This is a genomic window from Streptomyces sp. NBC_00820 (assembly GCF_036347055.1).
GTDB lineage: Bacteria > Actinomycetota > Actinomycetes > Streptomycetales > Streptomycetaceae > Streptomyces.
Window position 1 is genome coordinate 1,346,770 of sequence record NZ_CP108882.1, and the last position, 22,682, is coordinate 1,369,451.

A 22,682-nucleotide genomic window follows, 5' to 3' on the forward strand; every position below is an offset into this window, starting at 1 on the left:
ACGCCATCCCGGTCGCGGCCCGCACCGCACCACCTCGGACACACCCCGCGCCACACCTCCGCACACACTCCCCCGCCCGGCCGGGCCCGGCACCGCTCGGCCGGACGGCCCCGTCCCGGTGGCGCGCCCGGTACCGAGGCCGCTTGCTGGTGCGAGGGGTGACGCGAAGGAGGCGGGCCGCTTTATGCAGGGCAACAGGCCGGGGCAGCAGACGCTGGAGACTCCTCGGGCCGCCGGGCTGGCCGGAATCGTGTTCGCGCTGTTGCTCGCCGCGGCGATCGTACTGATCCGACTCGGCATTCCCGAGGGCGCCGACGCGGCCACCGCTCAGGGGTTCACCGACTCCGCGCGGCGTGACGCGGTACGGGCGGCCCTCGCGCTGGTGCCGTTCGCCGGCATCTTCTTCCTGTGGTTCGTGGGCGCCCTGCGGTCCCATGTCGGCCAGGCGGAGGACAAGTTCCTCGCCACCGTCCTCCTCGGCAGCGGACTGGTCTTCACGGCCACCATGTTCGGCGCCGCCGCTGCGGCCGGTTCCGTGCTCGCGCTCGCGCACCCCACCGGTACCTCTCCCGGGCTGTCCGCCTGGGACTTCGGCCGGGATTTCGCCTACACGCTGATGACGGGTTACGCGATGCGGATGGCGGCCGTCTTCGTGTGTTCCATGTCGGTGATCGGACACCGCATGGGCGTGCTGCCGCGCTGGATGTCGGTCGTGGGCTTCCTGACCGCCCTGACCCTGCTCTTCGTCTCGTCGAACGTGCCGTGGGCGGAGCTGGTCTTCCCGGCCTGGTCGCTGGTGGTCAGCGTGCACATCCTCCTGGCGAGCGGCCGCACCCGCCGCCGTACCGGCGCGCCCGCATGACCCGTACCAGCGCGCGCCGCGTGACCCATGCCGACGCGCCGCATGACCCGTACCAGCGCGCGCCGCGTGACCCGCGGCTGCGCGTCCGCGTGACGAGGCGGTGTCCCCGGACGGGTCACCCGATCGGCGTGGCCCGGCTCGCGGGTCCCGAGCCGCGCCTCGCATGCTGGCGGACGGGGATGACCGCCGTCCGGGGATGCCCACGCCGCCTGGGTGGTGCCGCACCGGACCTGGCCACCGAAGGGCGGAGCGCCGATGAGGCTCGTCGTCGATCTGAACAAATGCCAGGGGTACGCCCAGTGCGCGTTCCTCGCGCCCGACATCTTCGCCATGCACGGTGAGGAGTCGCTGATCTACGACCCGCTGGCGCACGAGGAACAGCTGGAGCGGCTGGAGCGGGCCGTCGCCGCCTGTCCCGTGCAGGCGATCACGGCGGACGGTCTGGACCCGAGGGACGGCTTCCTGGCCGGTTCCGACTTCGTGGCCGGCACCGGGCGGGAGTCGTCCGATGGCCGCTGACTACGTGGACTGGCTGCGGCGCGAGGGCCGGATCGCGATCGTCGGCGCCTCGCTGGCCGGGCTGCGCGCCGCCGAGACCCTGCGTGCGGAGGGTTTCGCCGGATCGCTGACCATGATCGGCGACGAGCCGTACGAGCCGTACGACCGCCCGCCGCTGTCGAAGGCCGTCCTGCTGGGCAAGGCTTCTCCGGACCACACCGATCTGCCGCAGCGCCGGGACATCGACGCGAAGTGGCGGCTCGGCGTCGCCGCGACCGGTCTCGACATCACGGCGAAGCGGGTGCGGCTGTCCGACGGGGACGAGGTCGAATACGACCGGCTGCTCATCGCGACCGGTGTCCGCGCCCGGCCCTGGCCGAACGAGGCGGAGGCGGGGCTGGACGGCGTGTTCGTGCTGCGCACCCGGGACGACGCGGTCGGGCTGTGCCGGCGGCTGGGGGCGGGGGCGCGCCGGGTGTTCGTCGTCGGTGCCGGTTTCGCCGGTTCCGAGGTCGCCTCGGCCTGCCGGGAGCATGGCATGGAGGTCACCGTCGCGGAACGCGCCGGGGGCCCGCTGGTGGGCGCTCTCGGCGGGGTCATCGGCGCGGTCGCGATGGATCTGCAGCTCGAGAACGGCGTGGACCTGCGCACCCATGTCACGGTGACGGCGCTGGAGGGCGACTCGGGCGGCAAGGTCAGGGCGGTCCATCTGTCCGACGAGAGCGTCGTGGAGACGGACGTCGTGGTGGTGTCGCTGGGCTCGATCCGCAACACCGACTGGCTGGCCGGGTCGGGGCTCGGCGCGGGGCCGCGCGGCATCGCCACGGACGCGGGCTGCCGGGCCTTCGACTTCCGGGGCATCGTCACGGACGACGTCTTCGCGGCGGGTGACGTCGCCCGTTCCCCGCACCCGCTGTTCGGCTACCAGTTCCTGTCGCTGGAGCACTGGGGCAACGCCGTCGCGCAGGGTGAGACGGCCGCCCACAACATGATCTGCCCGGCCACCGACCGCCGCCCGCACATGTGGATGCCGGCGTTCTGGTCGTCCCAGTTCGGCGTGAACATCAAGTCGGTCGGTGTGCCGCCGATGGCCGACGAGATCATGATCACGCAGGGGTCGCTGACCGAGCGCCGGTTCGCGGGCGTCTACGGGTACAAGGGCCGGATCGTGGCCGCCGTGACCTTCAACAACGCGAAGTGGCTGGAGTACTACCAGCGGCAGATCGAGCAAGGCGCGCCGTTCCCCGTCGGGTATCCCACGATGGACCGGCGTCCCGAGGGCCGGCAGCCGATGCCCGCCGACTTCCCCGACCCGTCGCTGCCCACCCACGGCCCGACCGTGACCCTCAGCGGTTACTCGCCGGCCGACCGCAGGATGGTCTTCACCCCGGCCCACCACTGACCCGCCGCCCGGCCCCGACGCCCCTAGGACCCCTCATGTCGCAAGTCTCGCTGGTGCGCCAGATCCTGGACCACGCCAACCGCGCCAATCCGTATCCGCTGTACGCGGAGCTGCTCAAGACGCCGGTGGTGCACGACGGAGAGTACGGCCCGTACGTCATCAGCTCGTACTGGGACATCGAGAGCCTCCTGCACGACCCCCGGATCAGCTCCGACTCCGCCAACCTGGCCGCCGCCGGGCCGGACGCGATGCCCCAGGCGGAGGACGACACGGGGCTGCCGCCGTCCTTCATCCGGCTCGACCCGGCCGAGCACGACCGGCTGCGGCGCATCACCAACAGCGCCTTCGGGCCGCCGAACAAGCCGCACCGGGTGTACGACATGCAGCCGGAGATGCACCGCATCGTCAACGAGCTGATCGACGGCTTCGGGGACGCGCGGCAGATCGACCTGGTGGACCAGTTCGCCTACCCCTTCCCGGTCACCGTGATCTGCCGGATGCTCGGCGTGCCCCGCGAGGACGAGCCGCACTTCCGGGACCTGGTGGACCCGATCGTCGCCGGGCTCGACCCCGCCACCCGGCTGGCGGGCGGCGCCGAGTTCCAGAAGAAGTGGCAGGAGGCGCGGACGCAGCTCGGCATGTACCTGGCCGGGCTGGTGGAAGAGCGCAAGAAGCATCCGCGGGACGACATGCTGTCCGACCTGGCGAACAGCCACGGCCCGGACGGGTCCATGTCGACGATGGAGGTGCTGGCGACCTCCGTGCTGCTGCTGATCGCCGGCCACGAGACGACGGTCAACCTGATCACCAACGGCATGCTGACCCTGCTGCGGCACCCGGAGATCTTCCAGCGGCTGCGGGAGGACCCCGAACTGTCGATCAAGATCGTGGAGGAGCTGCTGCGCTACGAACCGCCGGTCCAGATCGTCCCGCAGCGCACCAACATCACGGACATCGAGGTCCGCGGGGTCACGATCCCGAAGGGCTCGATGCTCTGGCTGGTCATCGCCGCGGGCAACCGCGACCCCGAGCGGTTCGCCGATCCCGACCGCTTCGACCCTGACCGCCAGGACATCGAGCACCTCGGTTTCGGCAGCGGCATCCACAGCTGCTTCGGCGCGCCGCTGGCCCGGCTGGAGACCCAGATCGCGCTGTCCGAGCTGGCCCGTCGGCTGGAGAACCCCCGTCTGGTCGACGACCCGCCGCCGTACCGGGAGAACGCGGTGCTGCGCGGGCCGCGCCATCTGAACATCGCGATCGACGGGGTGCGTTGACCCTTACAGCTACAGCTACAGCTCAGGGAGTGAGCAGCCTGAGCTGTACGAGTCCGATCCAGGTCTCCGGTTCCGGCTGGGCGTAGGCCGCCCGTACCCCGTAGGTGCCCGCTTCCAGCGGGACGCGGAGGTGTCCGGTGTCGTCCACCCCGTTGCCCGGCCAGGCCGAGTCGAACAGGACGACCGGGCCGGGCACGTGCCAGCGCAGCTCGCTCTCCCAGGCGGCGGTGGCGAGGGCGGCGCGGGCGGCGGCCAGCAGCTCCTCCTCGGAGTTCGCGGCGGACCAGCGCACGAAGGTGCCGTGGTCCGCCAGGTAGGAGGTGGAGGCGGGTTCGTCGCCGAGGACGAGGGCCGCGCTGTCCCCGACCGGGAGCAGGGCGGCGTACCCGTCGACCTCGCACGCGCGGTCGTAGTCGGTGGCCAGCTCCTCGCTGTCGGCACCCGCCCAGAACGGCAGCACCGTCTCCGGAACCGCTATCAGCGGGCCACCGCCCGACTCCACCCACTCCAGCTCGCCTGGATCCGCGTATCGCACCATGGTGCGAGAACCTACACGCACGGCACCGGGACCCCGGACGTCAGCACCCGCACTCGCCCCGCAGCGACGCGGTGCGGGGGTTTCGCGGGGCGCCGCCCCGGCTGTTCGTGACCAACGGCACCTGGGCGGCGGGGAGTTGTCCGGCCCGCCGGCTGTCCGAGCGCCGGCCGGTCACACCCCGCGCTGCCGCAGCGCCGACCCCGACCTGCCCTTCACGACCTCCAGTTGGGCGTGGACGCGGCGACGCAGGTCGGCCACGTGACTCACGATGCCGACGCTGCGGTCGCGTGCGCGCAGGGAGTCGAGGACGTCGAGGACCTCGTCCAGGGTCTGGTCGTCCAGGCTGCCGAACCCCTCGTCGATGAAGAGCGTGTCCAGCCGGACACCGCCCGCCTCGTCGGTGACGACGTCGGCGAGGCCGAGGGCGAGGGCGAGGGAGGCGAAGAAGGTCTCGCCGCCGGACAGGGTCGCGGTGTCCCGTTCCCGGCCGGTCCAGGCGTCCACGACGTGCAGCCCGAGCCCGCTGCGGCCGCGTCCGGCGCGGTCGGCGAAGTGCACGAGCGTGTAGCGGCCCGAGGACATGCGCTGGAGCCGCATGGTCGCGGCCGCGGCGACCTGTTCCAGGCGGGCGGCCAGGACGTACGACTCCAAGCGCATTCTGCGCTCGTTGTCGGCGGAGGTGCCGGCCGTGAGGGCGGCCAGGCCGGCCACCCGGTCGTACTCCTCGCGCAGCGGGCCGAGCCGTCGTACGCCGTCCGCGGCGCGGTCGGAGAGGCGGTCCAGTTCAGTGGTGCGGCGGGCGGCCGCGTCGTGGGCGGAGGCGGCCTCGCGCAGCCGCAGGTCCGCCTCGGCCGCGGCACGCTCCGCGGCTACGGGGTCGGCGGGCGGGCGCTGGGCGGCGGCCGCGGTGTCGGCCTCCGCGAGCACGGCGCGTACGGCGGACTCCTCGGACTGCCAGGCGTCCAGGCGGTGTTGGAGGGTGCGGTGGGCGGCGTCGTCCAGGAGGGCGTCGGCGGCGGCCTGCGGGGTGTCGAAGCCGGCGCGGTAGGCGGCGTCGGCGAGACGGGCGTCGGCGTCCTTGAGCCGCTGGGCGGCGTCCTCGGCGGCGCGCGCCGCGTCGGCGGCGTCGGTGAGCAGGACCGCGCGCCGCTCCAGCTGGGCCGCACGGGCGCCCACGCTGTCGGCAGCTCCGCGCGCCTGCGTCAACTCCGCTTCGAGGGCGGCCTGTTCACGTTCCAGGGTGTCGCGGCGGGTGAGCCGGGAAGCGGTCCGCACGGCCGCCTGCTGGCGGGCCGCGAAGCGCTGTTCGCGCTCGTGTTCGGCCTTGCGCAGTTCCTCGTGCGCGGCGTGCAGGGCGGAGGCGGTACGGCGGGCGCGCGTGTACTCCTGCTCCAACTCCGCGGTCTCGGCGGCGAGTCGGGCGGTGGCGGTGTCGCCGGCCTCGGCGGTGGCGGCGGCCAGGGCCTCGCGGACCGCGCCGAGGCGCCGCTCGTGCTCGGTGCGCTGTTCGTCGGCCTTCTGGAAGGCGGTGAGGGCGCGCTCCTCGGCCTCGCGGTCGACGTGTCCGGCGACCCTGCGGGCCGGGGCGGGGTGTTCGGTGGCTCCGCAGACGGCGCACGGCGCGCCGTCGGTGAGGTGTGCGGCAAGTTCGGCGGCGATGCCGTTCAGGCGCTGTTCCTTGAGGTCCAGCCAGTGGCCGCGGGCGTCCAGGGCGCGCTGTTCGGAGGCGAGTGCGCGGCTGCGCGCCTCCTCCAGGTCCGCGGTCAGCCTGTCCCGGGTCCGTGCCGCGTCGAGGCGGCGGCGCGCGGGTTCGCGCTGGACGGCGAGCTGTTCGGCGCGGGTGGCCGCCTCCTGGGCGGTCTCGATGCGGGACTGCAGGCCGGCGCGTGTGGCTTCCCAGCCGTCCAGCCAGGCGTCGGCCTCGCGCTGCACGTCCTCGTCGGTGCGCTCCTGCCGGTCCAGTTCCGCGCGCTCCACGGCCAGTCGGGCGAGCCGCTGTTCGGCGCGCCGGGCCGATTCGAGGCCGCCCAGTTCCTCGGCGGCGCGGCGGGCGGCGGCCGCGAGGCCGGTCACGCCGGCGTCGGTGTCGGAGTCGGGGAGCAGCCCGCGCGCGTGGGTCTCGGCGGCCGCGGCCTGCCGGTGCGCGCTCTCCGCGTCCTCGCGCAGCTCCAGCGCGGGCGTCACGGCCTCCGCCTTGCGGCCGCGGTCCATGCGCTCCTGCGTCGCGTGATGCTCGCCGGCCCGCTCCCGGAGGCGCTCGGCGCGCTGCCGGGCCTCGGCGAACCGGCTCTGCAGCCGGGCGAGTTCGCGTGCGTCGGCCAGGGCGTGCCGGGCCGTGGCGTGCGCGTCCTCGGCGGCGGTCAGGCGGCCGTGGGCGATGGTGAGGTGTTCGCGGGCGGTGGTGCGGGCGACGGCGGCGGCGCCGAGGACGGCTTCGGCGAGGCCGGGCTCGCCCGGGGCCAGTTCGGGCAGTTCCATGGCGTCGCCCGCGGCCTGCTGCATGCGGTGCGCGTCGGCGAGCAGCGCGGTGTCACCTTCGCGCACCCGGGCCTCGGTGGTGCGCCGGCGTTCGGCGAGCCGCTTCTCGACGTCGGCGAAGCGCTGGGTGTCGAAGAGGCGGCCCAGGAGACGGCCGCGGGCTTCGGCGTCGGCGCGCAGGAAGCGGGCGAAGTCGCCCTGGGGCAGCAGGACGACCTGGCAGAACTGCTCGCGGCTCATGCCGAGCAGCTGGGTGATCTCCTCGCCGATCTCCTGGTGGGAGCGGCTGAGGTCTTTCCAGGCTCCGGCCGGGGCGTCGTACTCGCGCAGCCAGGTCTGCGCCTTGTCGAGGGTCGTGCCCGTGCCGCGCTTCTTGGGGCGCTCCCACGGCGGCTGCCGGGTGATCTCCAGCCGGCGTCCGGCGACGGTGAGTTCGAGGCGGACCTCGGTGCGGACGGCCGAGTCGGCGTGGTCGCTGCGCAGGTTCGTGCCCTGGCCGCTCTGGCGGGCGCCGGGCACGGAGCCGTACAGGGCGTAGCAGACGGCGTCGAGGACGGAGGTCTTGCCGGCGCCGGTGGGGCCGTGCAGCAGGAAGAGTCCGGCGGTCGAGAGCGCGTCGAAGTCGACGCTCTGGCAGTCGCCGAAGGGGCCGAAGGCGGTGAGGTCGAGCCGGTGCAGCCTCATCGTGCCACCTCCCGTGCGGCGTCGTCGGCACGTACGGCGTCGAAGGCCTCGCGGAGCACGGCCGCCTCCCGCTCGTCGGGCTCGGTGCCGCGCACATGGGCGACGAAGTCCTGGGCGATCTGCTGTTCGCTGCGGCCCGCGAGCCGGCGGGCGTAGGACACCTCGGGGTCGTCCGGGGCCCGTTCGGGGGCGAAGACGAGGCTGAGGGTGTGCGGGAATCGCTCGCTGACGCGGGCCATGGGGTCGGCCGGGCGGACGGCGTCGGTGAGGGTGGCCTCCACCCAGGAGCCTTCGTGGCGGGTCAGCTCGGGGTCGGCGAGCAGGTCCTCCAGGGTGCCCCGGACGCGGGCCAGCGGGCGCGGCACGGGGCAGTCGAGGCGCTCGGCGGTGACCGAGCCGTCGGCGGCCAGGTCGACGAGCCACATGCTCTTGCGGTGCTCGGTCTCGGAGAAGGAGTACGCGAGCGGCGAGCCGGAGTAGCGCACGCGCTCGGTCAGGGTCTGGCAGCCGTGCAGGTGCCCGAGGGCGACGTAGTCGACGCCGTCGAACACCCCGGCCGGAACGGCGGCCACGCCGCCCACCGTGATGTCCCGTTCGCTGTCGCTGGGCCGCCCGCCCGTGACGAAGGCGTGTGCGAGCACGACGGAACGGGTGCCCCGCGCGCGCGTGGCGAGGTCGGCGCGGACGCGGTCCATGGCGGCCGCGAGCACCGCCTCGTGGCCCGCCTTGCCCACCGCGAACTCGTCCTTGACCAGAGCCGGTTCGAGGTACGGCAGGCCGTAGAAGGCGATGTCGCCGTGGGCGTCCGCCAGCATCACCGGCGTGCCCACGGCGGACGGCTCGGTGCGCAGGTGGATGCCCGCGCGGTCGATGAGTCCGGCGCCCACGCCGAGGCGGCGGGCCGAGTCGTGGTTCCCGGAGATCATCACCGTGGGCACGCCGAGGTCCGCGAGGCGGTGCAGCGCGTCGTCGAACAGTTCGACCGCGGCGAGCGGGGGCACGGCACGGTCGTAGACGTCTCCCGACACGACCACGGCGTCCACGGCGTGCTCACGCACGGTGGTGACGAGATGGCCGATGAACTCGGCCTGGGCCTCGAGCATGTTCACGCGGTGGAAGGCACGGCCGAGGTGCCAGTCGGACGTGTGCAGCAATCTCAAGAAACCGCTCCGACCTGCACCGCTTCCCCCTACTACCGCTCCGAGACCAGCCTGGACCGGCGCGGGCCCCGCCGGTCGGCATCTACCACGCTAACGCCTTCGGGTACCTGATCCGCCACGAATCTCAGGTTGTCACGTCACATCCGGCACCGGATTGAAGGTGGATTTACCTTTTTACCCCCATTTGCACCCCTTAGTCGATGCTGTCGCGCCCTCCTGGTCCTGCCCCGGGCCGGGGCCTGGTCCTGCCCCGGGCCGGGCCGCGGCGGCTCAGCTCAGGACGAGCAGCACGGCCAGCGCGATGAGCAGCGAGTCGATCCGGTCCAGCAGCCCGCCGGAGCCGGGCAGCCAGGAGCCGGCGTCCTTGGCCCCCGCGCCTCTCTTGATCATGGATTCGAGGAGGTCGCCGGCCGGGCCGCCGACCGCCACCGCGACCGCCGTCGGCCAGCTCAGCACGGACAGCGCGGCCAGCGCGCCGATTCCGGCCGCGGCCCCGGCCAGCGTCCCGCTCCACCGCTTCGCCGGTGACAGGGGCGACAGCCGCGGACCGCCCAGCCGCCGGCCCGCGAAGTACGCCGCGATGTCGGCGACCGAGACCGCCACGAACAGCGCGAGCCCGGTCGCGCCGAGCGGCACCAGCGCGGCCGTCACGCTCAGCCAGGCCAGCCCCAGCAGGCCGGCGCCGAGCCGCCGCTGACCGTCGTCGGCGTCGCCGGCCAGGAGCGGCACCGCGGCCACCGCGAGCGCGCCGATCGCGAGCACCCGGAACACCTGTCCGGGCGCCAGCCACGCGGCCAGCACCACGCCCGTCACCGCCGCGGCCAGCACCACGCGGTCCACGCGGCCGAGCCGCATCAGCCCGCCGAACTCCAGCACCGCGATCACCCCGACCGCGACGGCGACGGCCGCGGCGCCGGGACGGCCCAGCCAGAAGGCGCCGGCGACCAGGGGCACCCCGACCGCCCAGGCACACCACCGGATCAGCAGCTCACGGCGCCGGGACGCGGCCACCGCGACACCGCTCAGCGCCAGCGCCCCGCCGAGGAAGGGCGCCAGGGAGGCCATGGTGATCACCGGGCGGATCCGGCGGTCGCGACACCCGAGGCCACCGGGGCCGGCGCCTCGGGTCCGGCCGCCCCCGGTCGCAGCGCGGCCAGGGCTGCCTGACACGCCGTCACGATGCGCGCGTTCTCGGCGCTGTCCCTGACCGCGATACGCACGGTGCGTCCCTCGTACTCGGGCGACAACGGCGACAGGTCGCGCAGGTACACGTCGTATCGACGGCACTCCTGGACCAGTTGCGCGGCGCTCGGGCCGTCGGGCGGCAGGATCACGCCGAGGAAGTTCGCCACGGACTCCTCGACCGTCACGACCCCGTCCAGCCCGGCCAGATCGGCGGCCAGCCGGCGCCGCAGCTCGTGGGTGCGCTGCCAACGCTCGCCGTAGTACGCCGGGTCGCGCAGGGCCGCGACCGCGGCCAGCTGCGCCGGAAGGCTGACCGGCCAGGGCGGTGTCCACCGGCGCAGCCGTGCCGCGGTGACCGGCTCGGCCACCAGGAAGGCGGCCCGCATCCCGGAGAGCGCGTACATCTTGGAGAGCGAGGTGCAGACCACGACGCGGGGGTCCGTCGCGGCGAGGTCCGCGAGCGACTCGGCCAGGCCCACGTAGCCCAGGTACGCCTCGTCGATCCACCAGCGGGTCCGGGCCGGCGCGGCGGCGATCACCGAGCGCAGCTCGGCGGCCGGCGCGTGGCGGCCGGTCGGGTTGTTCGGGTTGACCACCACCACGAGGTCGTAACGCCCGGACCCGACGACGGCGGACAGCCGGGCCGGGTCGATCCGCCAGCCGTCCTCACGGCGCAGCCGGAACCGGTCCACCCGGCAGCCGATCACCTTCTCCGTGACGTGCGCGTATTCGCCGTACCCGGGGTCCATGAGGAGCACTCTGCTCTCGGGGGTCAGCCACTGGCCGAAGGCTCTGAAGATCAGGTCGGACGATCCGGCACCGACCGCGAGCGCCTCGACCGGCAGCGCGCGGGCCGCGGCGATCTCCGCCAGCAGACCCTCGGCGGCGGCCGGCGGGGAGGTCCGGGCCGCCCAGTCCGGATCCTCCGCGAGCGCCGCCCCGACCCCGGGCGCGGGCGGGAACCAGGCGTCCAGGACGTCGGCCGCGACGACCTGGTGGCGCCGTTGCAGGGTGCGGAAGTCCGTCCCGATGGCGGTGAACGAGGCGCCGCCGTGTTCGCAGCCGTCGGGTGCGGGGGCGAACGGCACGTCCAGCCGCCAGTCCACCTGGGCCGCCAGACGCCCCAACGTGGTGCGGTAACGGTCCGTCGTGGCCTTCGTCAGCCCGGACACGCTGCCGGTCAGCACCTCGAAGGTCAGCGCACCGCTGCGGACGGTACGGCCGACCGGGCGCAGGCCGGCGGCCCGGTACATGTCGAGCAGCTCGGTGCGCCCCATGGCCACCACCTGGCGACCACCCCGGGCGGCGATCCAGCGCAGTGCCGCGTACATCAGCAAGGGCGCCGCGGCGGTGGTCCGCCAGCGCGGTTCGACGGTGAGGATGCGCACCTCGAACACACCGCCCTCGTCCAGCAGCGGCAGCTCCTCGCGGGTCAGGTACTTGTCCAGCGCGTACCGGCCCAGCCAGGGCGGCGTCAGGCTGACGAAGCCGATACGGGCCGCTCCGCGCGCCGCGACCAGGTAGACGTTGTCGCCGTCCAGTCCGTCGCGGAGCCGGCCGCCCGGATCCGGCGCGTGCTGGCCCAGCTCCTCGGCGTACACCCGGTGACGCAGTTCGTGGATCCACTCGAGATCCTCCGGTGTGGCGACGCGCACCTGCAGCTCACGGCCCATGACTACCTCTCTCGATACGGAGAAGCTCATCGTGCTGGGCGCGGACCGGCCGTATCAGGGCCATGCGACGCAGTCGGCCTGAGTACGGGTACTCAGGCGCGGCGCGGTGATCCCCGTACGCCGGTCGGCCGGGCGTCAGAGACCCCGTCCTGGCGCCGGCGGCGATCACCCGGGTGATCGCTCACGCGTCAGATCGCTCACGCGTCCCCGTAGGCCTCCCCGCCGAGTTCGAAGGCGGCCGTACCGGCCGTCGCGTCGGCCAGCCACGAGCGGAAGGCCTCGACGTCGGCGTCCGGCAGGCCGATCTCGATGCTGACCGCCTCGCCGTAGCGGACGTCGCGCACCTCGCGGCCGCTGGAGCGCAGGTCGTTCTGGAGCCTGCCCGCGCGCTGGTGGTCGACGGTGACCGTGGCCAGCCGGAAGCGGCGCCGGGTGAGGGTGCCGAGCGCGTCGAGTGCCTCGCCGACAGAGCCGCCGTAGGCGCGGATGAGGCCGCCCGCACCGAGCTTGACGCCGCCGTAGTAGCGGGTGACGACGGCGACGACGTACCGCATGTCGCGGCGCAGCAGCATCTGGAGCATGGGGACGCCGGCGGTGCCGGACGGTTCTCCGTCGTCGCCGGCCTTCTGTACGGCGGCGCCGGCGCCGATGACGTAGGCCCAGCAGTTGTGCGTGGCGTCGGCGTGCTCCTTGCGAACGGAGGCGATGAACTCCTGGGCCTCTCGTTCGGTGGCCGCGGGGGCGAGGGCGCACAGGAAGCGGGAACGGTTGATCTCGGTCTCGTGCACGCCCGTGCGGGCGACTGTGCGGTACTCGTCCTGCATCCCGCAAGCCTATGCGGAGCGGCGCGGCGGTCCGCGCCGGGTGTGCGGGTGAGGATGCGGGGCATGGACGCCCGGCGCTCCGGCGGACGGCGTTCACGACGGCCGTTCCGGCTATCCGGCTATCCGGCTATCCGGCTATCCGGATTCGGGCTGCCGGGCTGACGGGCCCTCGGACTCCCCGACTCCCCGACGCCCGGACTTCAGTACTTCACGACTCCCGGACTTTCAAGGAGGCAGCACCGCATGACCGGCGCCCCCGTGCAGGGTGCGGCAACCCGCGCACCCGGCCCGTCCACCCTGCGGTCCCGCTGCCGTAGCTGGCTCCTGGAGGGCCTGAGCGAGCAGACGGCCCGGCATCCGGGCCCGCACCGCACCCCGCGGCCGGAGCAGCAGGGCCGGCCGTGGTGGCGCGTGATGTGCCTGACCGGTGTCGACTACTTCTCCACCCTGGGCTACCAGCCCGGCATCGCCGCCCTCGCGGCCGGCCTGCTGTCGCCGCTGGCCACCCTGGTCCTGATCGCGCTCACCCTGCTGGGGGCGCTGCCGGTGTACCGCAGGGTGGCGTACGAGAGTCCGCACGGCGAGGGTTCGATCGCCATGCTGGAGCGGCTGCTGTCGTGGTGGACCGGGAAGATCCTCGTCCTGGTCCTGCTGGGCTTCGCGGCCACCGACTTCATGATCACGATCACGCTGTCGGCGGCGGACGCGGCCGCGCACGTGGTGGAGAACCCGTTCGCCCCGACCTGGCTCCAGCACGGCAACACCTGGATCACGCTCACGCTGGTGGGCCTGCTCGGCGCGGTCTTCCTGAAGGGCTTCCGGGAGGCCATGGGTATCGCCTTCGTGCTGGTGACCACCTATCTCACGCTCAACGTGGTCGTCCTCGCGGTCTGCGCCGACGACATCCTGAGCCGGCCCGTGCGGATCAGCGACTGGGTGGACGGGCTGACGGCGCAGCACTCGTCCCCGCTGGCCATGGTCGGCGTGGCGCTGCTGGTCTTTCCGAAGCTGGCGCTCGGTATGTCCGGGTTCGAGACGGGCGTGGCGGTGATGCCGCAGATCAAGGGCGATCCGTCGGACGGCGACGCGCATCCGGCCGGGCGCATCCGGGACACCCGCAAGCTGCTCACCACGGCCGCGCTGATCATGAGCTGTCTGCTGCTGCTGTCCAGCCTGGCGACGACGATGCTGATCCCGCAGGCCGACTTCAAGGCGGGCGGGCCGGCCAACGGGCGCGCGCTCGCCTATCTGGCGCACGAGAAGCTGGGCGAGGTCTTCGGCACGGTGTACGACGTCTCGACCATCACCATCCTGTGGTTCGCGGGCGCCTCCGCGCTGGCGGGGCTGCTGAACCTCGTACCGCGCTATCTCCCCCGTTACGGCATGGCCCCGGAGTGGACGCGGGCCGTGCGGCCGCTGGTGCTCGTGTTCATGGTGGCCGCGGTCCTGATCACGCTCTGGTTCCACGCGAGCGTGGACGCGCAGAGCGGCGCGTACGCCACCGGCGTGCTGGTGCTGATGCTGTCGGCGGCCTTCGCCTGCACGGTCGCCGCGCACCGGCGAAGGCACCGGGCGGCCACGGCGGGCTTCGGGGTGATCACCCTCGTGTTCGTGTACACGCTGGTGACCAACGTGATCGAGCGGCCCGACGGCATCAAGATCGCGTCGATCTTCATCGTGGCGATCATGGTCACCTCGTTCGGTTCGCGCGTGCGCCGGGCGTTCGAGCTGCGCGCCGCCGACGTCGTCTTCGACGAGGCGGCCCTGCGGATCGTGGACGAGGCGGCCCGCAGCGGCCCGCTCCAGCTGATCGCGAACGCACCGCAGGAGCACTCCAAGGGGGAGTACCGGGCCAAGGAGGACGAGCAGCGGGCGCACACCCTCATCCCCGCGGGCAAGCCCGTGATCTTCCTGGAGGTGTTCGTGCCGGACTCCTCCGACTTCACGACCGAGATCAAGGTGCGCGGCGACGAGAAGCACGGGGTGCGGCGGCTGCGTGCGACGGGCCCCACGGTGCCCAACACCATCGCGGCGGTCCTGCTGGCGCTGCGCGACCGCACCGGCGTGCCGCCGCACGTCTACTTCAACTGGACCGAGGGCAACCCGGTCACCCATCTGCTGCGCTTCCTGGTCTTCGGCAACGGCGAGGCGGCGCCGGTCACCCGCGAGGTGCTGCGCCGGGCCGAACCCGATCCGGCACGGCGCCCGATGGTGCACGTCGGCTGAGCCGGCCGGGCTACTTCTTCGCTCCGCGCGGCACGGTGAACGCGGTCAGCAGGGCCTTGCCGGTGGTGAGCGCCGGCCATCCGGTGCCGTGCCAGGTCAGCAGGGCGATCGCGGAGGTCGGGAACTTCACGCGCACCCGCTCCAGCGTGTCGTCCAGGCCGTCGCCCGCCAGCTCCAGGACCAGCCGCATCGCCCCGGGGTTGTGCCCGACCAGCAGCAGGGTCTCCACCTCCGACGGTGTCTCGTGCACGACCTCCAGCAGGTCGGGTACGGAGGCCGCGTAGAGCCGGGGGTCGTAGCGCACCGGGGGCGGTGTGCCCCACTGGGCGGAGGCCAGCTCCCAGGTGCGGCGGGCCCGTACGGCGGTGGAGCACAGCGCCAGGTCGGGCAGCCAGTCCGCCTCGGCGAGGACGCGTCCGGCGGCCGGCGCGTCCCGTGTGCCGCGCGGCGCGAGCGGGCGCCGGGCGTCCTGGACGCCGTCGGGCCACGCGGACTTGGCGTGCCGCAGTACGACCAGCCGGCGCAGCGGGCCGGTGCCGCCCGCCCGTTCGCTCACGCGGGGCTCCCCAGGTCTCGGGCGAGTTCGAGTCCCAGGAGGCGGTCGGCGTACACGTAGGTCTCGAAGCGGGCGCCGTCCGTGAGGTCCGGGTCGTGCGCCACGTCCCGCAGCACCGCCAGCACCGCCGGCAGGTCCAGGTCGTCCTCCCAGGCGGCGCGCAGTCTCGTCCGCACGCCCTCCGGCACCGGCCGCGAGGGCTCCCGCGCCCAGCGGGCGACGGCGGACCGATCGCGCGCGAGGGTGTGCGCGGCCTCGTCCAGCGTCGCGGCGTCCAGCCGCACCGGCGTGTTCCGGGGCCGGGAGAGCAGGGCGAGACGCAGGACGGCGCCCCGCGCCGCCTCCTCCGCCGCCCGGCCGGCATCCGTCGCACCGGCGTCCCCGGCCTCGGCATCCCCAGGCCCGGCCACCACCGGTGCCACGGTCACCACCGCACCGCCGGCGGCGGTTCGCTCCCCCTCGCGCACCACGTGCACGACCTGGTCCTCCCCCAGCCCCGACCCGAGGTCCCGGCTCTCCTCGAAGGGGCGGATGCCCAAGGCCGTCGCGGCGGCGCGGAGTTCCGCGTGTTCGCGGGGCGCGGTGAGGATCGTCCAGACGGGGGTGCCGCCGATCTCCAGGGCGCGGACGAGGAGGTCGGCGGTGAGCAGCACGCGCAGGGACGTCAGGTCGAGGCCGCAGGCGTAGGCCTCGACACGGGTCAGGCCACGGCGGGCGGGGACGGCGGCGACGGGCTCACCGGTTCGGGCGTCGAGGATGCGCAGCACGGCCCGAGCGTAGGCGTGCGGACGGCCGCGCGCAGGTACCTTGCGCCGATTCGGGGCCCCGTGGCGGGACACCGAACCGCACGCCCTGCTCCCCCGCGACCCGGGAATCGGCGTCCCGCGCCCGCTGTTTGCCCCCACGACAGTTCTCCGCAGTCCGAGAAGAGGCGGCCGTGTACGGCGACGAAGCGACGATCCGCAGGATCCTGACCGAGCTGGGCGACACCTGGGCGGTGGTCGGCCTGTCCACGAATCCGGACCGGGCCGCGTACGCAGTGGCGCGGGTGCTGCAGCGGTTCGGCAAGCGGATCGTGCCGGTGCACCCGAAGGCGGAGACGGTGCACGGCGAGCGGGGCTACGCCTCCCTGGCGGACATTCCCTTCGACGTCGACGTGGTGGACGTGTTCGTCAACGGGGAGCTGGCGGGCGCGGTCGCCGACGACGCGGTGGCCCGGGGCGCGAAGGCGGTCTGGTTCCAGCTCGGGGTCGTGGACGAGGCCGCGTTCGAGCGGACGCGAGACGCCGGACTGGAGATGGTGATGGACCGCTGCCCGGCGATCGAAATTCCCCTTCTGGGGCAGACTGTCTCACCGCATTCTCACAATTAGCCACTGAATATCGACATTCGACCCGGCCTCTGACCTGTGTACGGCGTCTTCGCCGACCGCCTGCCGAACCACGAGCGTCCCTACCGACTGCCCGCCGGCAAGATCGTCGCGCCGCTGTCGTTCGTGGTCGCCAACCTGATCATCTACTGGACGCCCTGGGACACCGTGTGGCGCCTCGGCTTCGCGATCCTGCTCGGCTACGTGTTGCTCGGCTCGTACGCCTGGTACGCGATCCGCAAGGGGCTGCCCGACGCGCCCCGCCTGGACTTCAAGGCCGCGCAGTGGCTGCCCGCTTACCTGGTCGGCATGGGCGTGATCTCCTGGCTCGGCGGCTTCGGCGGAAAGGGCACCCTCCCCCTGTGGTGGGACATGCTCATCGTCTCGGTGTTCTCGCTCGGCATCTACTACTGGGCCATGGCCACCGCGTCGAAGTCCGAGGAGATCGAGCGCAGCATCGAGGAGGTCGTGGTCACCGACGCTCCGGCGCACTGACCCCGCCCCCGCTTTGCCCGGTGTCCCGTCAGCCGTAGCCCGGTTGACGGGACACCGTCACGATGATCTTGTGATCCCGTGATTCCCCCCTCCCCCCACCCCAACTCGGCGCCCGAGGAAGACCGTACGGTCGTCATCGTGGGCGCCGGACCCGCCGGACTCGCCATCGCCAACATCCTGCGGGCCGCCTCCGTCGACTGCGTGGTCCTGGAGACCGAGAGCAGACAGTTCGTCGAGAACCGGCCGCGGGCCGGCGTCATCGAGGAATGGGCGGTGCGCGAGCTCCATCGCCGCGGCCTGGGCGAGAACCTGACGGCCAGGGCCGAGGCGCACGACACATGCGAGTTCCGCTTCGAGGGCGAACGGTTCCGGTTCGCCTACGGCGACCTGACCGGCCTTCGCCACTACTTCTACCCGCAGCCGCTGCTGGTGACGGACCTGGTGCGGGAGTACGCCGACGTACGCGGCGGCGACATCCGCTTCGGCGTGCGCGACGTACGCCTGCACGACGTGGACTCGGACCGGCCGGCGGTGTCGTACCTCTGCCCCGAGACCGGTGAACGGCGCGTGCTGCACTGTGCCTTCGTCGCCGGCTGCGACGGCGCCCGGGGAGTGACGCGGGACGCGGTCCCGGCGGCGCGCAGGCGGATCGCGCGGCAGGACGGCGGCATCGGCTGGCTGGCCCTGCTCGCCGAGGCGCCGCCCTCCGCCGACTGCGCCGTGTTCGGCATCCATCCGCGCGGATTCGCCGGTCACATGGCCCGCAGCCCCGACGTCACCCGCTACTACCTCCAGTGCGCGCCCGGCGACGACCCGGAGAACTGGACGCACGACAGGGTCTGGGTCGAGCTGCGCACCCGGCTGGGTGCGGCCGGGGCACCCCCGTTGCGGGAGGGCCGGCTGATCGAGAAGCGGGTCCTGGACCTGCACCACTACGTCGTCGAACCCCTCACCCACGGCCGGCTGCTGCTGGCCGGGGACGCCGGCCACCTCACGCCGCCCATCGCCGCGAAGGGCATGAACCTCGCCCTGCACGACGCCTTCCTGCTCGGCGACGCGCTGGTCGCGTACGTCACGCTGGGCGACGGCAGCGGCCTGGACGGCTACTCGGACGCGTCCCTGCGCCGCGTGTGGGACTACCAGGAGTTCTCTCAGTGGCTGTCGGACGTCTACCACGGCGTCGCCTCCGGTGACCCCTTCCGTGCGGGCGTCACCCGGGCCCGGCTGCGCCGAGTGTTCACCTCACCGACGGCGGCGGCCACGTTCGCCGAGCAGTACCTGGGCGCGACCGCCGGGTTCTGAGGGCACCACGGGCCGCTGCGGCGGTGCGGGCCTCGCCGGTGCGGCTCAGCGCTCGGTCGCGGTGAGCCGCTCGGCGAGGCGGTGGTCGGCCGCCTTCAGCGTCTCGTCGACCAGGCGGCGCAGATGGTCGTCGCGGAGCGAGTAGACCACCCGGCGGCCCTCCTTGCGCGTGGTCACCAGACCCGCGAGACGCAGGCGGGCCAGATGCTGGCTGACCGCCGGGCGGGCGGCTCCGCACGCCTCGGTGAGCGTGCCGACGTCGGCCTCGCCCGCCGTGAGGGCGTGCAGCAGGACGAGGCGGGTGCGGTCGCCGAGCAGGGCGAGGAGGTCGGCGGCGACGGCGAACTGCTCGTCGCCCGGAGTGCGTGGCTGCGCATGATGCGCAGGTGATAGGTGCATGCGTGCGCTCATACGCACATAATGGCCGTGTGGGCGCCTCGCGTCCACTCCCGCACACGGAAGGGGAACCACGTGAGCGAGCGGCACACACACCGGCACGGGCGTCCGGAGGACGGGCACCCGGGCGGGCACCCTCACGGGCACGACGAGGATCCCGCTGACCTCGGAGACCAACAAGGTCACGGGCACAGTCACGGTCACGGGCACAGTCACGGCCACGAATGCGGTGACGACCGCGAACACGGCCACAGCCACCACAACAAGCAACGCCACAGCCACGACCACGGCCGCGCACTCCGCTCCCGCTGGCGTCACCTCCTCACCCCCCACTCCCACGAGAGCGCCGACAAGCTCGACCCCGCCCTGGAGTCCTCGGCGCGGGGGATGCGCGCGTTGTGGGTGTCGCTGGCGGTGCTCGGGGTGACCGCGCTGGCGCAGGCGGCGGTGGTGGCCGTCTCCGGGTCGGTGGCACTGCTCGGGGACACGGTGCACAACGCGGCGGACGCGCTCACGGCGGTACCGCTGGGCATCGCCTTCGTGGTGGGGCGGCGGGCGGCGACCCGGCGGTTCACCTACGGCTACGGGCGCGCCGAGGATCTGGCGGGTCTCGCGATCGTGCTGACCATCGCCGCGTCCGCCGCGTTCGCGGCCTGGGTGGCGGTCGGCCGGCTGCTCGACCCGCGTCCGGTCGAGCACGTCGCGGCGGTCGCGGTGGCCGCGCTGGTGGGCTTCGTCGGCAACGAGTGGGTCGCCCGCTACCGGATGCGGGTGGGCCGGGAGATCGGCTCGGCCGCACTGGTCGCGGACGGGCTGCACGCCCGGACCGACGGATTCACCTCACTGGCCGTGCTGTTGGGCGCCGGGGGCTCGGCGCTTGGCTGGCAGTCGGCCGACCCCGTCGTCGGGTTGGCGATCACCGCCGCGATCGCGCTGGTGCTGCGGGACGCGGCGCGGGAGGTGTTCCGGCGGGTACTGGACGCCGTCGACCCGACACTGGTGGACCGGGCCGAGCAGGCGGTACGCGCGGTGCCGGGGGTGCGCGGGGTGGACGAGCTGCGGCTGCGGTGGATCGGGCACCGGCTGCGGGCCGAGCTGGCGATCGTGGTGGACGGCGATGCGACGGTACGGCAGGCACACGCGATCGCCGTCGAGGCCGAACACGCCCTGCTGCACGCCGTACCGAGGCTGACGGCGGCCCTGGTGCACGCCGATCCGGCGTCCGGACCCGGCGAGAGCGACCCGCACCTGGCGCTGGCCCACCATCGGCCGGCCTGACCCCGCACGCGCACCGGCGCGGCCTCAGGCGACGCCGAGGCCCTCCAGGACGACCGCGCCGGGGAGTTCGGCGAGCGCCTTGCCCGGCATCAGCAGTTTGCCGCGCCGACGGCCGCTGCCGACCAGGACGTACGGCAGGTCGGCCACCGCCGCGTCCACGAACACCGGCCAGTCGGCGGGCAGTCCGACCGGGGTGATGCCGCCGTACTCCATGCCGGTCTCGCCGGTCGCCATGTCCATCGAGGCGAACGACGCCTTGCGGGCGCCGAGTTGACGGCGTACGACGCCGTTGACGTCGACCCGGGTGGTGGAGAGCACCAGACACGCGGCGAGCGTGGTCTCGCCGCCCCGCTTGCCCGCGACCACCACGCAGTTCGCGGACCGTTCCAGCAGGTCGCGTCCGTAGTGCTCGACGAAGACCGCGGTGTCGGCCCAGTCCGGGTCGGTGTCCACGTACAGGATCTTGTCGGCGGTGACGCCGCCCTGCCAGTGGCGTACGGCGTCGGCGACCGGGGCCGTCAGCTCGTCGAGGCAGTCGGGAGCGGGGGTCGCGGTGTCGAAGTCACCGATGGGTGCGCGCATGGCGGCACGCTAACAAGACCCGGCCCCGTCGGTGCGCCCGTCTCAGATCACGGGCGGCACCGAGACGGCCATCACCATCTCCATCGGCACGTCGCCGGTGTTGCCGTACACGTGCGGGGTGTTGGCCTCGAAGGACGCGCTCGCGCCGGCCGGGACGCGGTACTCCTCGCCGTCCACGGTGAGCGTCAGCTCGCCCGCGGTGACGTGGACCAGCTCGACCGTGCCGGCGGGATGGGGTTCGGAGGGGCTGCGGTCGCCCGGCATCAGCCGCCAGTCCCACATCTCCAGCGGGCCGGGCGCCTCGGTGCCGGCGAGGAGCCGGTTGTAGCTGCCCGCCTCGGTGTGCCACAGCCGTACGGCCCGGTCGGCGGGGACGACGCGGACCTTCGGGCCCCGCTCGTAGTCGAGGAGGGTCGTGACACTGATGCCGAGCGCGTCCCCGATCTTGACGACGGTGCCGATGCTCGGGTTGGTGCGGGCCTGCTCGATCTGGATGAGCATGCCGCGGCTGACGCCGGACCGGGCGGCGAGCACGTCCAGGGTGAAGCCGCGCACCGAGCGCCAGTGCTTGACGTTGCGCGCCAGGGACTGGGTCAGGAGTTCGAGGTCCGACACGTTCCGTCCAATATCCGGGGTCAGAGGGCCAGGGGGTCAGCGGGCCAGTGGCCACAGGAGCGAGGGGTCAGGCATTTTGGATGCCATGGTTCAGTGAACCGAACCATGGTGAGCTGCACACACTCGTTCACCGCACTGTACTGCGAGGCATCAGGGGCAGCGTTCTTCGCCCTGACCACCAGCCTCCTGCGGGGCCCGGCCGACTTCGGCGGCGGGCTGCTGACGCGGCGCACGCCCGCGCCGACCGGGGTCGTCGTCTCTCGGGCCGTCGCGGCGGCGGTGCGGGCGGTGTCAGCGGTGATCGCGATCGGCACCGGCGGCTGGACCCCGACCCTGGCCCTCGTCGGCCGCGCCGACATGGATCAGCCCTCCGGCTCCGGCTCCGGCTCCGGCTCCGGCTCCGGCTCCGGCTCCGGCTCCGGCGTAGTCAGCCCTCCGGCTCCGGCAGAGTCAGGCCTCCGGCTCCAGCCGGGCCAGCGCCTCCACCGCCTCCTCGTCGAGTTCGGCGAGCGCGCGCAACTGCTCGGGCGTGATCCCGTCCGTGGGCGGCACGGGCGCCGGGGTGCGGAGCGGGGGCTGCCAGCCGTCCTCGGGGGTCCAGCGCCGTACGACCCGGGCGGGCGCACCCGCCACCACGGAGTGGTCGGGAACCGTTCCCCGCACCACCGCACCGGCCGCGACCACCACGTTCCGGCCGACCCTCGCCCCCGGCAGGATGACCGCGCCGGTGCCGATCCAGCAGCCGGGGCCGATCTCCACGGGCTCCATCCGCGGCCACTGCCGGCCGATGGGCTCGTGCGGGTCGTCGTAGGAGTGGTTGGTGGAGGTGACGTAGACGTACGGCCCGAAGTAGCAGTCGCGGCCGATGGTGACGGAGGTGTCGGCGATGACGTGGCTGCCGCGGCCGAGGACGACCCCGTCACCGATGCGCAGGATCGGGTCGGGCCCGAGGTCCAGGTCCGGCATCAGCCCGGCGGTGAGGGTGACCTGCTCGCCGATGATGCAGCAGGCGCCCAGCTCGATCCAGGGCTCGCCGAAGACCGTGCCGAGCGGGAAGGCCAGTCTGGTACCCGTTCCCATCGCGCCGAAGCGGAACCCCGCAGGGTGCTCGGCCGTGACGGACCCCTTGCGCTGCACCCAGGACCAGGCCGCGTGGACGGCGCGCTGGGCAAGCCGCTGCCGCCAGGATGAGAACGTGTTCTTGCGCTTCGGCACCCGCTCACGGTACTCAGCGGTGACCCCCGGCAAGAGGGCGGACCGCTGTGATCTTCACCCCACCCGATGA

The 22,682-nt window shown here is 73.4% G+C and carries 20 protein-coding genes and 2 pseudogenes; 10 read left to right on the plus strand and 12 right to left on the minus strand.

Going from position 1 to position 22,682, the window contains the following annotated elements; translation table 11 throughout:
- The first annotated feature begins 184 nt into the window (after positions 1–184).
- The 4 genes from OIB37_RS06190 to OIB37_RS06205 all read left to right on the plus strand — a co-directional run bounded on the left by OIB37_RS06190 (position 185) and on the right by OIB37_RS06205 (position 4,036).
- Complete coding sequence (locus OIB37_RS06190; protein WP_330456513.1) at positions 185–862, plus strand: hypothetical protein; 678 nt, start codon at positions 185–187, stop codon at positions 860–862.
- 255 nt (positions 863–1,117) lie between these two features.
- Positions 1,118–1,381, plus strand: coding sequence for a ferredoxin (locus OIB37_RS06195; RefSeq protein WP_330456514.1), 264 nt, complete (start codon positions 1,118–1,120; stop codon positions 1,379–1,381).
- A complete protein-coding gene (locus OIB37_RS06200; RefSeq protein WP_330456515.1) occupies positions 1,371–2,762 on the plus strand; it encodes an NAD(P)/FAD-dependent oxidoreductase in 1,392 nt (463 codons plus the stop codon). Before OIB37_RS06195 ends, OIB37_RS06200 begins: the two co-directional genes overlap by 11 nt.
- A 35-nt stretch (positions 2,763–2,797) precedes the next feature.
- Entirely contained in the window at positions 2,798–4,036 is a 1,239-nt protein-coding gene (locus OIB37_RS06205; protein WP_330456516.1) for a cytochrome P450, read from the plus strand.
- Positions 4,037–4,058: 22 nt separating this feature from the next.
- Here OIB37_RS06205 and OIB37_RS06210 read toward each other — a convergent pair whose 3' ends face one another.
- The 6 genes from OIB37_RS06210 to OIB37_RS06235 form a co-directional block, all read right to left on the minus strand.
- A complete protein-coding gene (locus OIB37_RS06210; RefSeq protein ID WP_330456517.1) occupies positions 4,059–4,574 on the minus strand; it encodes an immunity 21 family protein in 516 nt (171 codons plus the stop codon).
- A gap of 171 nt (positions 4,575–4,745) precedes the next feature.
- The gene (locus OIB37_RS06215; protein ID WP_330456518.1) at positions 4,746–7,736 is read right to left on the minus strand and encodes an SMC family ATPase; all 2,991 of its coding nucleotides are present in this window, start codon (positions 7,734–7,736) and stop codon (positions 4,746–4,748) included.
- Positions 7,733–8,896, minus strand: coding sequence for an exonuclease SbcCD subunit D (locus OIB37_RS06220; RefSeq protein WP_330456519.1), 1,164 nt, complete (start codon positions 8,894–8,896; stop codon positions 7,733–7,735). The genes OIB37_RS06215 and OIB37_RS06220 overlap by 4 nt, the downstream gene beginning before the upstream one ends.
- A gap of 270 nt (positions 8,897–9,166) precedes the next feature.
- Positions 9,167–9,961: a phosphatidate cytidylyltransferase gene (locus OIB37_RS06225; protein ID WP_443058119.1), complete on the minus strand. Its 795-nt coding sequence runs from the start codon at positions 9,959–9,961 to the stop codon at positions 9,167–9,169.
- Positions 9,962–9,966: 5 nt separating this feature from the next.
- Positions 9,967–11,754: a histidinol-phosphate aminotransferase family protein gene (locus tag OIB37_RS06230; protein WP_330456521.1), complete on the minus strand. Its 1,788-nt coding sequence runs from the start codon at positions 11,752–11,754 to the stop codon at positions 9,967–9,969.
- Between the two features lie 197 nt (positions 11,755–11,951).
- Entirely contained in the window at positions 11,952–12,578 is a 627-nt protein-coding gene (locus tag OIB37_RS06235) for a YigZ family protein (protein ID WP_330456522.1), read from the minus strand.
- Positions 12,579–12,821: 243 nt separating this feature from the next.
- Here OIB37_RS06235 and OIB37_RS06240 point away from each other — a divergent pair, with 243 nt between their 5' ends.
- Positions 12,822–14,804, plus strand: a complete 1,983-nt coding sequence (locus tag OIB37_RS06240) for an amino acid transporter (RefSeq protein WP_330456523.1) — start codon at positions 12,822–12,824, stop codon at positions 14,802–14,804.
- A 10-nt stretch (positions 14,805–14,814) separates the two neighbouring features.
- Here OIB37_RS06240 and OIB37_RS06245 read toward each other — a convergent pair whose 3' ends face one another.
- Complete coding sequence (locus OIB37_RS06245) at positions 14,815–15,360, minus strand: SixA phosphatase family protein (protein WP_330456524.1); 546 nt, start codon at positions 15,358–15,360, stop codon at positions 14,815–14,817.
- Positions 15,357–16,127 (minus strand): hypothetical protein, encoded by a 771-nt coding sequence (locus OIB37_RS06250; protein ID WP_330456525.1) that lies wholly within the window; start codon positions 16,125–16,127, stop codon positions 15,357–15,359. Before OIB37_RS06250 ends, OIB37_RS06245 begins: the two co-directional genes overlap by 4 nt.
- Positions 16,128–16,297: 170 nt before the next feature.
- Between OIB37_RS06250 and OIB37_RS06255 the strand changes: the two genes are divergently transcribed.
- The 3 genes and pseudogenes from OIB37_RS06255 (at position 16,298) to OIB37_RS06265 (ending at position 18,526) form a co-directional block, all read left to right on the plus strand.
- On the plus strand, positions 16,298–16,732 hold the full coding sequence (locus OIB37_RS06255; RefSeq protein WP_330456526.1) for a CoA-binding protein: 435 nt from the start codon (positions 16,298–16,300) through the stop codon (positions 16,730–16,732).
- 39 nt (positions 16,733–16,771) lie between these two features.
- Positions 16,772–17,224: pseudogene (locus OIB37_RS06260) on the plus strand (APC family permease); the annotation flags it as partial.
- Positions 17,225–17,302: 78 nt separating this feature from the next.
- The gene (locus OIB37_RS06265; RefSeq protein ID WP_330456527.1) at positions 17,303–18,526 is read left to right on the plus strand and encodes a 4-hydroxybenzoate 3-monooxygenase; all 1,224 of its coding nucleotides are present in this window, start codon (positions 17,303–17,305) and stop codon (positions 18,524–18,526) included.
- Positions 18,527–18,571: 45 nt separating this feature from the next.
- Here OIB37_RS06265 and OIB37_RS06270 read toward each other — a convergent pair whose 3' ends face one another.
- Positions 18,572–18,925, minus strand: a complete 354-nt coding sequence (locus tag OIB37_RS06270; protein ID WP_330456528.1) for an ArsR/SmtB family transcription factor — start codon at positions 18,923–18,925, stop codon at positions 18,572–18,574.
- Between the two features lie 72 nt (positions 18,926–18,997).
- Between OIB37_RS06270 and OIB37_RS06275 the strand changes: the two genes are divergently transcribed.
- Positions 18,998–20,200: a cation diffusion facilitator family transporter gene (locus tag OIB37_RS06275; protein WP_330456529.1), complete on the plus strand. Its 1,203-nt coding sequence runs from the start codon at positions 18,998–19,000 to the stop codon at positions 20,198–20,200.
- 24 nt (positions 20,201–20,224) lie between these two features.
- On the opposite strand, the gene OIB37_RS06280 is transcribed toward OIB37_RS06275, so the two are convergent.
- Together OIB37_RS06280 and OIB37_RS06285 are read right to left on the minus strand one after the other, a co-directional pair.
- On the minus strand, positions 20,225–20,782 hold the full coding sequence (locus tag OIB37_RS06280; protein ID WP_330456530.1) for a YbaK/EbsC family protein: 558 nt from the start codon (positions 20,780–20,782) through the stop codon (positions 20,225–20,227).
- Positions 20,783–20,824: 42 nt separating this feature from the next.
- Positions 20,825–21,397 carry a helix-turn-helix domain-containing protein gene (locus tag OIB37_RS06285; protein WP_330456531.1) on the minus strand — a complete coding sequence of 191 codons (573 nt, stop codon included), beginning with the start codon at positions 21,395–21,397 and terminating at the stop codon, positions 20,825–20,827.
- A 105-nt stretch (positions 21,398–21,502) separates the two neighbouring features.
- Between OIB37_RS06285 and OIB37_RS06290 the strand changes: the two are divergent.
- Positions 21,503–21,724 (plus strand): annotated as a pseudogene (locus OIB37_RS06290) (hypothetical protein); the annotation flags it as partial.
- A gap of 123 nt (positions 21,725–21,847) precedes the next feature.
- Here OIB37_RS06290 and OIB37_RS06295 read toward each other — a convergent pair.
- Positions 21,848–22,612, minus strand: a complete 765-nt coding sequence (locus OIB37_RS06295) for an acyltransferase (protein WP_330456532.1) — start codon at positions 22,610–22,612, stop codon at positions 21,848–21,850.
- Between the last annotated feature and the right edge of the window lie 70 nt (positions 22,613–22,682).

Excerpts from the sequence above, each read along its gene's own strand:
- OIB37_RS06205 (WP_330456516.1), top strand. The coding sequence starts at position 2,798 with ATGTCGCAAGTCTCGCTGGTGCGCCAGATCCTGGACCACGCCAACCGC.
- OIB37_RS06210 (WP_330456517.1), bottom strand. The coding sequence starts at position 4,574 with ATGGTGCGATACGCGGATCCAGGCGAGCTGGAGTGGGTGGAGTCGGGC.
- OIB37_RS06230 (WP_330456521.1), bottom strand. The coding sequence starts at position 11,754 with ATGGGCCGTGAGCTGCAGGTGCGCGTCGCCACACCGGAGGATCTCGAG.
- OIB37_RS06195 (WP_330456514.1), top strand. The coding sequence starts at position 1,118 with ATGAGGCTCGTCGTCGATCTGAACAAATGCCAGGGGTACGCCCAGTGC.
- OIB37_RS06280 (WP_330456530.1), bottom strand. The coding sequence starts at position 20,782 with ATGCGCGCACCCATCGGTGACTTCGACACCGCGACCCCCGCTCCCGAC.
- OIB37_RS06225 (WP_443058119.1), bottom strand. The coding sequence starts at position 9,961 with ATGGCCTCCCTGGCGCCCTTCCTCGGCGGGGCGCTGGCGCTGAGCGGT.
- OIB37_RS06270 (WP_330456528.1), bottom strand. The coding sequence starts at position 18,925 with ATGCACCTATCACCTGCGCATCATGCGCAGCCACGCACTCCGGGCGAC.
- OIB37_RS06200 (WP_330456515.1), top strand. The coding sequence starts at position 1,371 with ATGGCCGCTGACTACGTGGACTGGCTGCGGCGCGAGGGCCGGATCGCG.
- OIB37_RS06235 (WP_330456522.1), bottom strand. The coding sequence starts at position 12,578 with ATGCAGGACGAGTACCGCACAGTCGCCCGCACGGGCGTGCACGAGACC.
- OIB37_RS06240 (WP_330456523.1), top strand. The coding sequence starts at position 12,822 with ATGACCGGCGCCCCCGTGCAGGGTGCGGCAACCCGCGCACCCGGCCCG.
- OIB37_RS06190 (WP_330456513.1), top strand. The coding sequence starts at position 185 with ATGCAGGGCAACAGGCCGGGGCAGCAGACGCTGGAGACTCCTCGGGCC.
- OIB37_RS06215 (WP_330456518.1), bottom strand. The coding sequence starts at position 7,736 with ATGAGGCTGCACCGGCTCGACCTCACCGCCTTCGGCCCCTTCGGCGAC.